Raw genomic sequence first — 13,713 nt, forward strand, 5'->3', positions numbered from 1 at the left:
ACTGAGATAAGATTTTATATTTAATCCTAATCGTGTTTAAAAGCAGCCATCACCCTAAAAATATGCATAATTGCCGGGAAAACTGCATCCATAGATTCTTCAGCACCCTTGGTGGACCCCGGAAGGGCAAGCACAAGGGTGTTTCCAATTAATCCCGACACCGAGCGTGATAACATGGAATAAGGTGTTCTATCCTGCCCGTAGGCTCTTATTGCTTCTTCTATACCTGGAATAGGACGCTCCAACATAGGCTGAATAGCTTCCGGGGTGACATCGCGCGGAGACAGGCCGGTGCCGCCGGTTAATATCACCAGGCTCACTTTTCTATCGCATTTTTCTCTTACAAGGTTTTGAATTGTTTCCTTTTCATCTGGAATAATCTGGTAATCTTCTACAGCTACCTGGTAAGCTTCCAACTTTTCCATAATTACCTTGCCGGCCTTATCCTGCTTCTCTCCCCCCGAAATAGAATCGGAACACACAATAACCGTAGCGGAAATTTGATTTTCCTCTACTACCTTCCGGTAATCTGTTTTCCCCCCTTTTTTCTCCCGCAACTTAATTTTTTCTATGCTTATTCCTTTATCTATAGGTTTTAGCATATCGTACATCGTAAGAGCTACCACAGAAGCGGCATGCATAGCCTCTACTTCAACACCGGTTTTATAAATGGTATGCACCTCAACATTAATATAAATCTCAAGATTTTCAATATTATAGGTAATATTTGTATACTCAACCGGTAAGGGATGGCAATCGGGAATCATATCGCTGGTGCGTTTTGCAGCAAAAAGACCGGCTGTTTTTGCCATTTCAAACACATCACCTTTTGGGACAGTTTTTTCTTCTACGGCTTTAATCGTATCAGCGCTACTTACCTTAACTACCGCTTGTGCTATTGCTTTACGTAAGGTGTTGCTTTTATGAGTAATATTTACCATATTTTTCTTTCCAATATTTAAGTATTCACTTTCCAGTTTTCATCGCTGTTTTCCAGCAACTCTTTTCCCCAAACCGGTAACTCATTTTTAATTCGTTCTACCAATTCTTCGCAAGCATCTATCGCCATTTTTCTATGTTTAGAAGAGGTGAATACAAAGAGGCAGATTTCGCCCGTTTTCACTTCGCCCAGGCTGTGATAAATATGCATACAGGTTAAATTATATTTTTCAAAAATAGCTTCTCTTATTTCAAATGCTTTTTGAAGCGCCATTTTTTCATAAGCAGTATACTCAATAGCTCTCACTACACTGCCATCTTTTTCATCGGCCCGTACCTGACCCAAAAAAATAGAATGTGCGCCAATATTAGTTTTACTACTGTGATTTTGAATAGAGTTAGCTATCTTTTCTGAAGAGATAGGTCCGTCTACAAATATATTTTTAGGTTTACGTGTCATATTCTTTAGAATTTAAAGGTGAAGCGGGGTCTAAAATACCTCCTTCTACTGAAAATATTTTCTTTTCGGGAAATTGCTGTTTTAATTCTTTTGCAAGTTGGGAGCTGCGTTGCCCCGATGCACAAAACAAAAGAATATTTTCATAAGCTGATAGTGATTCAGGATTATTCCTTATTTTCCCCATCGGTTTTTTACTTAAATATTCTTTCTCAAAAAATGGTTTTTCCCCGGGTTCCCTGATATCCAAAAGTATACTATTATTCATATTACGCGTCCAGTCGAGGGCTTTTTCCCAGTTTATACCCTCTGCGATTCCGCAGTTGATATTGTAGTTTCTGTTCCTAAAATCCTTTTGAGATTTCGGCAAATTTTCTCTGCCTCTGGGATTAGGCTGTATGGCCACCTCGTAAAATGAGGTATTTTTAAGATTAAAAAAAAGTATTTTTTCTGAAAGTACTTTTCCCACTCCCGATAAAATTTTTATTACTTCTGATGCCTGTAAGGTTCCAATAATTCCCGGAAGAACTCCTAAAACCCCGGTTTCAGCACAATTGGGAATTTGATTTTCACCCGGCGGATCGGGATAAATATCCCGGTAATTTAAAGCCACATTCCCAAAATTAAAAATCATTAATTGTCCCTCATATTTATATATAGCACCCATTACCAGGGGTTTATTTAATAAAACGCAGGCATCGTTTACAAGATAGCGGGTTCCAAAATTATCAGTCCCGTCTACTATAACGTCAAATGAAGAAATAATTTCCAGGGCATTATTGGTGTTTAAAAAGTCTGAAAAAACTTCAAAATTTAAATCGGGATATTTTTGTTTTAGAATTTCAGCTGCAGTAGAAGCTTTAGGTTTGCCGGTATGCTGATGTCCAAAAAGCGTTTGTCTATTAAGATTAGATTCACTTATTACATCACCATCTACGATACCAATAGTTCCCACTCCAGCTGCCGCCAGATGTAATAAAACAGGACACCCTAAGCCACCAGCACCAATTACAAGAACGCGGGCACGGGAGAGTTTCTTCTGGCCTTCTTCACCAACATCGGGTAATATGGTTTGACGCGAAAATCTATTCATCCTCCTGAAAATGGTGGTAAAAGGGCAATTTCCTCATTCCCTTCAAGCGAAGTATTTTGCTGAATAAGCTGCTGATTTACTGCCAGGGAAAAATCCAATTCTTTCAAGTCTGGATATTCATTATAAAGGCTGTTCAATAATTCTTCGGTATCCTTTTTCTTTGGAAATTTAAATTCCTGCTCAGGCAACTTTTCAGCAATCATTCCAAAAGCTTTCACCATTAATCCTTCCATTTCTTTTCTGCTTCTTTTCGTTCTGTCTCAGTATTGATATTATTAAATATCTTACCCGATTTCTCGTCCTCGAAAGGTAACAAAACGTGTTGATTTTTCAGAATGAAATCGGTCATTTTTAGTTCACCTGCTCCAATACTTTTCTTAATTATTTCCTTTAAAATTACGGGATATACACTAAACAACGGATTTATTTTTTGATTAGATATTGAAGCAATTATTTGCTCTTTATCAGCATTATTTAATAATCGCTCAATTGCATTTGAGGTAATAAAAGGCATATCACAGGCAATGAGTAACACCATTTCTGCCCGGGTATTTTCCATCGCTGTTAGTAAACCACCCATTGGTCCTTTATTGGCAATAACATCATTATAAACCGGTAATTTAAACTTTTTATAAGCCGAATTGTTAGCGATTATTTTTGTGGGGATTTTCAAAGTTTCCAATTCCCGTAGCACGTGGGCTATCATTGGTTCTTTATTTAGAGAAACCAGGCCTTTATCCCGGCCCATTCGGCTGCTTTTGCCACCGGCGAGTACGAATGCTTCTATGTTTGAATATTTTTTCAGAAAAAGATTAATTTAAGTGCTGCACCGGCCAGAACAAATGTCAAAAGGTGTTTTACCAGTTTCACATTGAATCTTAAAGCGCCGAAATAACTACCCAAAATTCCCCCAAGCACCGCTGGCGGAATAAGGATCCAAAGCGATTTGTTATCTAATAGGTTAAAACCTGTGGTTCCCAGGTAACCGGCCACCGAATTCACAAAAATGAATAAGGCACTTAATGCTGCCGTCTGCCGTATATTAGTCCATCCCAACATAAGCAATAGTGGCGAAAGGAGAATTCCCCCGCCAATTCCTATAAGACCGGAAAAGAAACCTATAAGGATCCCGATAAATGGAGGCATCCATATTTTATCTCTAAGAATTGATTTATCATTCTTCGGAAAAACGCCCAGGAAATTCAATACCGGGAACAACAAAAGTACACCTAGAATATTCTTATAAATTGAAGATTCCACCACTACCAATCCGCCTATGAAAGCGGCAGGGACTGAAAAAACTACAAGCTGCAAAAACAGGTTGTTAGGAAATTCACAGGATCTGCGATGGTTCATAAAAGCAATAAAGGAAACTGCCATGTTGAGCAGAAGGGCGGTTGGCCTAATTTCTTCAGGTGCAAAACCGGTAAGAGCGAGAATCATAAGATAACTGCTGGCCCCACCGTGTCCTACCGAAGAATAAAAAAAAGCTGCTACCGGTAACAGCACAAACAAATATGGTAGAAATTCGCTTTGCATCTATCAAAACTTATAAATAATCTTAAAGATCGTAAACTTTTACTTTTGTTCCTGCGGCTACTACCGACTTTTCTGCGGGTAATTCCAATAGACATTCTGCTGTGGAAAAAGCCTGTAAGTTAAAAGATTGCTGACCCTTTAAAAGTTCTACTTGATTGCCGTTTTTTTTGCCCTTCATAAAGTGAGTAAATCCGGCTTTTTTCGGGATATCCTCTGTAACTTCCAGGTTGTGATCTGCTTCCCAAACTTCGGTATTTCCTAACCAATGTTTTATGGACGGTCTCACATATTGAATAAAACAACTGTGAACCGAAGCCGGATTTCCCGGAAGGGCAAAAATTAATTTTTGCTCTATTTTCCCCGCGAACATTGGTTTTCCCGGTCGCTGTTTTATCTTATAAAAAAGTTCTTTAACCTTAGCGGCAATTAAGCACTCTTTTACAAAATCATAATCTCCAACTGAAATCCCTCCACTTAACAGGAGAATATCATTTTCAGTTAGGGCCTGGTCAATAATTTTTTGAAGGCTTTCTTTGTCATCCGCGGCTTTGTAGCTCTGAATTTGCTTTACAGCATTTTCTTTTAAAAGTGCTTCCAGCATAGGACCGTTAGAATTATATATCTCTCCTTCTTTTAAAGGTGTCCCGGGCTCTTTTAGTTCATTTCCCGTGACTATAAAACCAACTTTAGGAGGAGAATAAACCATTACCTGTGCAACTCCAACCGAGGCGAGTAAGCCTATTTGGCCGGCTCCTAAAACCTGGCCTTTTTCAAGGATTAAAGAGTTCTTCTTAGATTGAGAACCTTTTAACCGCACATTGCTACCGGTAGAAATTTTATCTCCATCATAAGAGATTTGCCCTTCTGCAATTATCGCTATCAATTCCTGCGGAATTACGGTATTGGTACCTTTAGGAATTTTTGCTCCCGTAAAAATACGAGCGGCTTTGCCCGGAGCGATATTTATTTCAGAAGTATCACCTGCCTGAATTATATGTGAAACTTCCCAGCTTCGGTTAGTGTCATCAAAATTCATCGCATAGCCATCCATTGCTGAATTATCGAAGGAAGGAACATCAATTGGGGAATAAATATCTTCAGCAAGTATTAAACCCAGGCATTCACCAAGGCTTTTTTCAATAATATGCCCTCTTTCTGAATTTTCAGCGAGGATTTTTTTAGCCAGTTCTACTGATATCATCCGCCAATTCTAATCATACTTCGATTCTCCAGTTGAGTGGTCTCGGTGTCTTTATACGATTTATTAAACTGGCCTCCCATCACTGCATGTTTCTTTAAAACCGATAATCTAATGAGTGGCTCAATATCCTCACCTTTTCGTAGGGTGCCCAAGAGATCCATTTCGTCTTTACCAAAGAGGCAATTTTTCATTTTTCCGTCGGCTGTAATTCGCATACGGTTACAATCGCCGCAAAAATGCTCGGTCATAGTAGTGATAAAAGCAAAAGTACCTTCGTGACCAATAGCTTTATATTTTTTGGCAGTGGCATGCGGTTTATCCTTTAACTTCACCATATCATATTCGGCTTCTGCCCATTGTAGCATTTGAGTTGCTGTAATCACTTTTTTACTATTCCAGTGATTTCCTTCAAAAGGCATAAATTCTATCATGCGTACATGTAAAGGCAAATCCCTGGTTATTTCTACAAAATCCAGGATTTCTTTTTCGATTACACCTTCAATTGCTACTGCATTAATCTTAACCCTAAAACCTTCTTTCAGCAATAATTGAATATTTCGCCATACCAAATCAAACTGATCTCTTTTAGTGATCCTTTTAAAAGTTTCGGCATTTAAAGTGTCAAGGCTAACATTTACCGCGCGTATTCCGGCAGCTTTAAAGTCGTCTATAAACTTATGTACAAGTACAGCGTTAGTGGTAAGGCTTATTTCTACCGGAAGTTTTGAGAGCCGGGATAAAATTTCCCTGAATTCTTTTCGCACAAGAGGTTCTCCTCCTGTAAGCCTTATTTTATTAACTCCCAGGTTTACAAATTTGGTTGCAATTTTTTCAATCTCATCAACCTGCATGAGATGTTTATTAGGAAGGCATTGTATGTTCTCATCGGGCATACAATACTGGCAACGAAAGTTGCAGCTATCTGTAAGCGAAATTCTTAAATAATCATGTATTCTTTTATGGTTGTCTACTAACATCCACTCGGGGTTTATTGTTTGGTTTCTTTTTTAAGGGTTCGGGTAAATACCGCAGTACCCAAAAAGAAGCTAAGGCCATTAATAGCGATCCTACAAACGTAGTAATTGCAAAGAACAAATTACCTTCTAATGCATTATTAAGCGCACCAAATAAAAACCATATTTGTATACTTACAAACAGGATTTGCAATAGAATAATACCGGTCATTATGGTATTAGTCTTATTGGGATGTGCTTCGTTTTGCGATGTTCTAAAATCACTCATTACAATATATTTTGATCCTCATTTTCTTCTTTTACGTATACTTTCCCTTCTTTTACCACCACTTCTAATTGAGGTAATGGTCTTGGCGGTGGCCCTTGCAATACCTCACCGGTATCTGCACTAAACCAACCGTTATGGCAAGGACATTCTATTTTATTCTCGTCTTTACGATATCTTACCGCACAGGTAAGGTGGGTACATTTTTGTTCAAAAGCACGCCATTCGTTTTCTTTTAAATGAATGAGAATATAAGGAATTTTTTTGGCTCCATGAATTTCAAACTGAAACATTTCGCCTACTCCAACTTCATCTTCATTAACTACAAAATGTTCCCCTTCCAGCTTTTCTGCCGGAAAAGCCATTGCCTTAATTACAATAAAACCATTGCTTAAGGCAAAAGCGCCTGATAATAAACCGAGAAATTTTGCAAATTCCCTTCTACTTACGTGCGTGCCACGCCTGGTTTCTATAGGGAAATCACTTTTCCAACTTGGTTCCCGTTCAGAATTTGAATCTTCCTTTGCCATAGTATTTTAAGTTATGGGATAATTAACTGATGTGTACCTTTAGGCATCATCACATTTACTTTTGTATTTACTTCCTGCTGTCCAAAAAGGAAAGAATTTACAGGCTCGCTGTCTGGCCTCATTCTTTCTATTTCTTCTTTAGTACCAAAGAAAAGCGCCTGACTTGGGCATACGGTAGCACACATTGGCTTTTTACCCGCACTGGTCCTGTCGTAACACATATTACATTTCATCATAAGTTCAGCTTCTTCCATTTTCTTTGGAACTCCAAACGGGCAGGCAAGAACGCAGTTTGAACAACCTATACATCTTGAAGTGTTTGCAGAGTGTACAACTCCAAACTCATCCTGATGTATGGCATCTGCCGGACAAACATTTGCACAGGTAGGATCTTCACAATGCATACAAACCTGTACGGTAGTTTGCGGGCTTTTTTCCCTATCTACATAATTCACGTGAATCATACTTTCCTGGCCATTCGTTTCACATTCAGCACAAGCCATTTCACAGGCATGACAACCAATACAACGTTGCATGTCTACGAAAAAGGCCATTTCCTGATCATAATTTGTTTCCGGCATAATTGTTTGTTTTAAAGGTTAGGTTTTTAATTTCTTTCTCTGTTTTATGTTTTCTAATTTGAATTAAAATTTTTAGCCACGAATATTATAAAATGCTATCCGGGACGGCTGCTTCTGTATTTTCAAATTTCCACTCTCTCCTCTTTTCTATTGATTCTTATCTCATATTTCTCCTACAATGAACTTTGGTATGCAGTATCAGTAAGATGTTGTGATCCTTTTTGACCGGTTTTCTCCAGCTGACAGGCGCAAACCTTAAATTCAGGAATCTTAGAAACAGGATCTAAATTATCTATGGTTAATTGGTTGGCTGAATGTTTTCCTCCCCAGTGATAAGGTATAAAAACCGTATCTTCCCTAATAGTTTCTACTACGTGTGCCGGGAATTCTGCTTCACCTCTTCTGGTTTTCACTTTAATTAGATCGTGATTTTCTATTCCATACTGAAAAGCAAGTTTTGGATGTATTTCCAGCAATGGTTCAGGGTATTGATCTATTAATTTCCCAATTCTTCTTGTAGAAGAACCGCTTAAATATTGGGAAACTACCCTACCCGTAGTTAATACTACCGGAAATTCCTTATTAGGCATTTCTGAAGCAGGACGATAACTTACAGGATTAAAATGAGCTTTTTGATCTGCGGTTGCAAACTTTTTATCTTCCCACAACCTGGGAGTTCCCGGGTCATCTAAAGTTTTACAAGGCCAGAATATTCCCATATTGTCCACCACTTTTTGATAAGTTATTCCGTAATAATCGGCTGTACCCCCTTTTGAAGCCACTCTTAATTCGTTGAAAATATCCTCACTGGTAGCAAAATCGAATTTATCCTTTTCTCCCAGCCGGGCTGCTAATTCCATAATAATTTCCCCGTCCCTTCTTGTGTTTTTAGGCGGAGTAATAGCTTCATTAATCTTTACAACCCGCCCTTCAGCAGTAGTTACTGTTCCTTCTTCTTCTTCGTGCAGGGATCCCGCCATCACAATATCGGCATGACGAGCCGTTTCACTCAAAAAGGTATCTATACAAACATAGAATTCGAGTTTTTCCAGGGCTTCCCGTACAAAATTATTATTTGGAAGTGAAACTAAAGGATTAAAACATATAGAGATCATTCCTTTAATTTCTCCGCGATGAATTGCTTCAATTTGTTCGTAAGCAGATAAACCTTTACCCGGCATATCTTTTTCATCTATACCCCAAACTTCTGAAATATATTTACGGTGTTCGGGATTTGTAATGTCCCTATTACCAGGCAATTGATCACATTTATGCCCGTGTTCTCTACCTCCCTGGCCGTTACCCTGGCCGGTGATAGTACCGTAACCGCAGTATGGTCTACCAATTCTTCCAGAAGCCAATACTATATTGATACAGCTTAAAACATTCTCTACTCCCTTGGTATGGTGCTCAATACCACGGGCGTGTAAAAGGAAGCTGGTATTTGCTTTTCCCCACATTTCAGCGGCCTGGTAGATTAAATCTTTAGAAATTCCCGTGTGCTCTTCAGCCCAGTCCAGGTCATAATCTTTTACAGCATCAATCGTATCCTGGAAACCGGTGGTATGGTTATCAATAAAGTCATGGTCTAACCAGTCGTTATCTACCATAATTTTTAAAATAGCTCCAAAAAGTGCTGAATCACCTCCCGGCCTTACCGGTAAATGAAGGTCTGCAGTTCTTGCAAGCGGAATCATTCTTGGATCTACCACAATAAGTTTGGCGCCATTATCCCTGGCCTGCCATATATAATGCGTTAAGGTTGGGAAAGTTTCACTTACGTTTGCCCCGGCAATAAGAATTACTTCGGCATGTTTAAGATCTGCCCAACTATTGGAAGTCCTGTCAAGTCCAAAAGCTTTCTTGTTTCCGCCCCCGGCGCTTACCATACAAAGGCGGCCATTATAATCAAGATTGGCTGTTTTTAAAGCTACCCTGGCAAACTTGCCAATCATATAACTTTTTTCATTGGTAAGCGATACCCCGGAGAGCATCGCAAAAGCATCTTTGCCGTATTTCTCCTGTATTCTTTTTATTTCATTAACGGTTCTGCCCATGGCATGCTCCCAGTCTACAGGTTTAAAACCTTTTCCTTCCACCCGTTCTACAGGATCCATAAGCCTGTCTGGATGGTTGTTCTGCATATAACGCATAACCCCTTTTGGGCATAAGCGCCCCTCATTAAAAGGAAATTCTTCCCAGGGCTCAAAACCGGCAATTTTATTGTCTTTTACTTTTAATTTTATTCCACATTGCATACCGCAATAGCAGCAATGAGTTTTTACTAACTTATCTGGTTCCTTATTCCCCTGGAAGCCTGTTTGGGGAGCGTAGGCCTTATGCGGGCCGTGCTTTTCTATAATTTTATCTACTGAAACGGGAAGTTTTGCCATTTTCTTTTTCTTTTTCTGTTTTTTAACCGAATAATTTTCCGCCTTCCTTTCTCGCTTTTAAATGCGCTGTAGCTAAAGCTGAACGTTTACCTTCCGGACTAAGATCCATATGATTTTTTCCACCTTCCTTGTCATAATTAAAACCAAGCTCTTTAGATACATTTTTAAGATCGTTAATATGAGTTTGCGTAGCAAACTCTTTTCCGGTATGAGGGCATGTGGCCATACCTCTCCGTTTCCCTTCGGTTTTATAAAGATTTGCTCCTAATTGCGCCAAACGCTGGTAGATATGAAAGAATTTCCCGAAAGGCAACCATACCAGGAATAGTACCACGGTAATCGCATGGGTTACCGCCATAAACTGATAAGTTTTCCCTTCTAAAAAGGTATAATCGTAAGAAATGCCCAAACCGGTAACCGAAATAGCGATTAAAAGAATTAAGGGCAACCAGTCATTTTCAAAACTTTGGGTGGCGATTAATCCTCCATCGGTAAATCTTCTCTTCATCATCATAACTGCCCCAATAGTAACCAAAACCGAACACCAAACCAGGCCGTGAAAAGCAATAAATGCAAGCGGAGAGCCAAGACTAAATGAACCGGCTTCAAATCCGAATAATAAGGCGTAATAGGTAGTTTCATCACCGGGTTTAAGTACAAAATGGATCCAGCCAAAAGTTAAAGGAACTGTGATGGCAAAAGCTAATAAGCAACCCGTTGCCAACATAAAATGCCCAAACCATCTTGTTCTGCTTCTGTAGGCGATGAATCTATGAAAAAGAATATTTCTAAAGAATAATTTTGTTGAACGCCATAAGTATGGAAAAAAGTATTTGCTAAACAAAAACTGCATACTTCGGCGCCAGTAAAGTTTTGTTGGTGGCCTTTGAATCCAAACTGAATACCTGTAAGCAATTCCAAAAATTGCAAACACAGTACCTATTAAATATGCAATTAATGCAGGGTCAAAGTTTTGAAGATTTCTTGAACCAATTAGCACCAAAGCAATGGTAAGTACCGCTGCGATAGTTGCTTTTATTAAGGCCAGCCGGTTTAAGGTTTTAAAAAGTCTGAACATAGGTATGTAGGCTTTAACAATTCTTAAAATTGAGGGTGTTATAAATATATAGATTTTGAGAAGCTTTATTCAAGCATATTTCGTTAATTCCAAATAATTTAAACTCAGTCTAAATTATTACAGGTTTTACAATTTTGATTTTCAGTTATTAAGAATGAAGTATAAAATTTTTGCAATTTATTTGATTTTCGGAAGACGAAATTGAGGAATACTGGGAGAGCAAAATATGATATATATCAGGTTTTTGTTTTAACTTCTTATTTAGAGCCAGCCCATATAAAGATATAACTGAAACTGAAGGATTTGAAAAAACCTCCCCGACCTGTGGGCCGAAGAGGTTTTATATCTTAAGGAAATTTTGAAATGATTAGCATTCAATTCCAGATCCAGCCCTGTCATAATACCACCAGTTAAGTGCCAGACAAATAACATAATACACGCCAAATCCGTAAAGAGCAAATTCAGGAGTTCCCATTTGAATTTGTTCTCCAAATACCTGTGGAATTATAAAAGCACCATACGCCGCAATGGCTGAAGTCCAACCAAGTACCGGCCCTGCTTTTTCTTTACTAAAAATGTAAGGTATACTTCTAAAAGTAGAGCCGTTTCCTATTCCCGTGGTTACAAATAATACCATAAAAGAAGCAAAGAAAGGCCACCAGTAAGCTTCTGGGGTTGCACTGTCCCTGGCCTGAATTACAAAATATGCTACCGCCAAAGTGGCGATAACCGTCACCAAAGTACTATAGGTAGTTACCCTGGAACCGCTATTAATTTTATCAGACAACCAACCGCCAACAGGTCTTACAATTGCTCCTAACATAGGACCAATAAAAACCCAGGTAAGGAAATCGGGCGCATTTGGATTTACATACTGCGGATTGGCAGGATCTGTATATACAAAGATATCCTGACAAAGTTTAGGAAACGCAGCTGAAAATCCTATAAAAGAGCCAAAGGTCATGGTGTATATTATGGTCATTATCCAGTTATGCTTATCGTTAAGAATAGAAAACTGTTTGTTAAGGCTCTGCTTAATATCGCCGGGACTCAGATATTTCATGAGCAGCAGTGTAAGTATTACCACCACAGGTAACACAAGCCACATATTAATCTCAAGCCCTACCAGTAAATAAGAACCTACCGCGGCAGCCACCAGGCCAATGCCCACCATAAAAAGCGTTTTTGCAATTCCCTGAAAAGTAGTGGGAAGTTTAGGAGTACCGGTAATAACATTGTTCATTCCAAAGTATGCGGCCACGGCAGCAATCACAATAGGAATCCATATCCACCCGGCATTTTGGAGACCGGCAAGAGGTTGGTCTTCTACAACTTCCCCTCCACTTCCAACTGCAGAAAAAAGAAAGATTCCTATAACAAAGGGAATCATTTTTTGCATAATCCCAACGCCGAGATTTCCTATTCCCGCATTTAGGCCAAGAGAAGTTCCCTGGATTCTTTTCGGGAAGAAATAACTAATATTACTCATAGAAGAGGCAAAATTTCCTCCTCCAAAGCCCGATAAAAGGGCAAGTATAGCAAAGGTTAGGTATGGTGTACTTTGATCTGAAAGTGCATATCCCACTCCAAAAGCAGGTATCAACAAAAGTGTTGTTGTAGTGAACACCACGTTACGACCTCCCCCCAGTGCAATAAGAAAAGAATTAGGAATTCTAAGGGTTGCACCGGCGAGACCAGCAATTGCGGGTAAAGTGTAATATAAATTATTGATTACGGCCAGTTGTTCTTTTACCATTGCTTCAGACATATCTGGAGTAATCATTCCAAAATGAAAATTAAATTCTTTCATTTTGGTAGTAATAATACTCCACATCATCCACACGGCGAACGAGAGTAATAATGCCGGAATAGAAAGCCACAGGTTTCTATAGGCTACTTTTTTACCTCTTTTCTCCCAAAAATCGGGATCTTCAACATTCCACTCATCAAGGTTAGCATTCATAGTATTCAGGGTTTAGTCTATTTTTTATCATTTTTAGCTTCAATTTGGCGCATCAGTTTTGGTTGTTCTTTATGCATCATTTTTTGAATAGTTCTATGCATCCACCAAAGACAAATTACCGAGAGTACAAGGGTAAACATCCAGGCGCTAGTCCATAGCCCCGAGCCGTCTAATAAATATCCGAAGATAATAGGGCACACAAATCCACCCAAACCTCCCAGTACTCCAACCATTCCTCCTACTACCCCTACTTCATCTGGAAAATATTCAGGTATATGTTTATAAACTGCTGCCTTTCCTACACCCCAGATACTACCAAGAATGATAACAAGGAAAGTAAATACCCAAACATTGGCTTCAAAGAATATCTTGGTTTCTCCGCTGGCCAGTAATTCCTTTTTCTTTACCTGTTGCCCTTCTTCTACCACCGGCTCCTGCCAGGTTTCTTTCTTCGGAAATACAAAAGCACCTTCGGCTTCTTCAAAATCTGTCTCATTTTTAGGAATTACATCATACTTAATTCCGGCAACGGTAATTTTTGATTCCGAAACTTCGGTAACCTCTCCGGCCTGTTTGGCCATTATTCCGTTTCCGGGTGAATATATTTCCATTTTGGGAAAGATCAGCAAAAAGCTAATTGCAAGTGAAGTTCCTAAAACCCAGTACATCACTTTACGGGCACCCCATTTATCTGACATCC

Annotated in this window: 15 protein-coding genes; all 15 read right to left on the reverse strand. The window is 39.1% G+C overall.

Annotation, left to right across the window (positions count from 1 at the left end):
- Positions 1-26: 26 nt before the first annotated feature.
- Positions 27-956 (reverse strand): bifunctional molybdenum cofactor biosynthesis protein MoaC/MoaB, encoded by a 930-nt coding sequence (moaCB, locus tag AACZ30_RS01505; protein WP_339647255.1) that lies wholly within the window; start codon positions 954-956, stop codon positions 27-29.
- Positions 957-958: 2 nt separating this feature from the next.
- A complete protein-coding gene (locus AACZ30_RS01510; RefSeq protein ID WP_339647225.1) occupies positions 959-1,399 on the reverse strand; it encodes a molybdenum cofactor biosynthesis protein MoaE in 441 nt (146 codons plus the stop codon).
- Positions 1,389-2,489 carry a HesA/MoeB/ThiF family protein gene (locus AACZ30_RS01515; RefSeq protein ID WP_339647228.1) on the reverse strand — a complete coding sequence of 367 codons (1,101 nt, stop codon included), beginning with the start codon at positions 2,487-2,489 and terminating at the stop codon, positions 1,389-1,391. The genes AACZ30_RS01510 and AACZ30_RS01515 overlap by 11 nt, the downstream gene beginning before the upstream one ends.
- Positions 2,486-2,722 carry a MoaD/ThiS family protein gene (locus AACZ30_RS01520; protein WP_339647231.1) on the reverse strand — a complete coding sequence of 79 codons (237 nt, stop codon included), beginning with the start codon at positions 2,720-2,722 and terminating at the stop codon, positions 2,486-2,488. The genes AACZ30_RS01515 and AACZ30_RS01520 overlap by 4 nt, the downstream gene beginning before the upstream one ends.
- Entirely contained in the window at positions 2,710-3,306 is a 597-nt protein-coding gene (locus AACZ30_RS01525) for a molybdenum cofactor guanylyltransferase (protein WP_339647258.1), read from the reverse strand. Before AACZ30_RS01525 ends, AACZ30_RS01520 begins: the two co-directional genes overlap by 13 nt.
- Entirely contained in the window at positions 3,291-4,028 is a 738-nt protein-coding gene (locus AACZ30_RS01530) for a sulfite exporter TauE/SafE family protein (RefSeq protein ID WP_339647234.1), read from the reverse strand. The genes AACZ30_RS01525 and AACZ30_RS01530 overlap by 16 nt, the downstream gene beginning before the upstream one ends.
- A 22-nt stretch (positions 4,029-4,050) precedes the next feature.
- Positions 4,051-5,229 (reverse strand): gephyrin-like molybdotransferase Glp, encoded by a 1,179-nt coding sequence (gene glp / locus AACZ30_RS01535; protein ID WP_339647236.1) that lies wholly within the window; start codon positions 5,227-5,229, stop codon positions 4,051-4,053.
- Positions 5,226-6,206 carry a GTP 3',8-cyclase MoaA gene (gene moaA / locus AACZ30_RS01540; RefSeq protein ID WP_339647239.1) on the reverse strand — a complete coding sequence of 327 codons (981 nt, stop codon included), beginning with the start codon at positions 6,204-6,206 and terminating at the stop codon, positions 5,226-5,228. Before moaA ends, glp begins: the two co-directional genes overlap by 4 nt.
- Positions 6,187-6,471: a DUF6755 family protein gene (locus AACZ30_RS01545; protein ID WP_075324696.1), complete on the reverse strand. Its 285-nt coding sequence runs from the start codon at positions 6,469-6,471 to the stop codon at positions 6,187-6,189. The genes moaA and AACZ30_RS01545 overlap by 20 nt, the downstream gene beginning before the upstream one ends.
- Positions 6,471-6,998 (reverse strand): Rieske (2Fe-2S) protein, encoded by a 528-nt coding sequence (locus tag AACZ30_RS01550; protein WP_075324697.1) that lies wholly within the window; start codon positions 6,996-6,998, stop codon positions 6,471-6,473. Before AACZ30_RS01550 ends, AACZ30_RS01545 begins: the two co-directional genes overlap by 1 nt.
- A gap of 11 nt (positions 6,999-7,009) precedes the next feature.
- Complete coding sequence (locus AACZ30_RS01555) at positions 7,010-7,579, reverse strand: 4Fe-4S dicluster domain-containing protein (RefSeq protein ID WP_075324698.1); 570 nt, start codon at positions 7,577-7,579, stop codon at positions 7,010-7,012.
- 173 nt (positions 7,580-7,752) lie between these two features.
- Positions 7,753-9,972: a molybdopterin oxidoreductase family protein gene (locus AACZ30_RS01560; protein ID WP_339647246.1), complete on the reverse strand. Its 2,220-nt coding sequence runs from the start codon at positions 9,970-9,972 to the stop codon at positions 7,753-7,755.
- Between the two features lie 22 nt (positions 9,973-9,994).
- Entirely contained in the window at positions 9,995-11,050 is a 1,056-nt protein-coding gene (locus AACZ30_RS01565) for an MFS transporter (RefSeq protein WP_339647248.1), read from the reverse strand.
- Positions 11,051-11,417: 367 nt separating this feature from the next.
- Positions 11,418-13,013: a nitrate/nitrite transporter gene (locus tag AACZ30_RS01570; protein ID WP_339647250.1), complete on the reverse strand. Its 1,596-nt coding sequence runs from the start codon at positions 13,011-13,013 to the stop codon at positions 11,418-11,420.
- 17 nt (positions 13,014-13,030) lie between these two features.
- A partial coding sequence (locus AACZ30_RS01575) for an MFS transporter (protein ID WP_339647253.1) occupies positions 13,031-13,713 on the reverse strand: 683 nt, incomplete at its 5' end.

This window comes from uncultured Salegentibacter sp. (assembly GCF_963972535.1).
Classification (GTDB): domain Bacteria; phylum Bacteroidota; class Bacteroidia; order Flavobacteriales; family Flavobacteriaceae; genus Salegentibacter.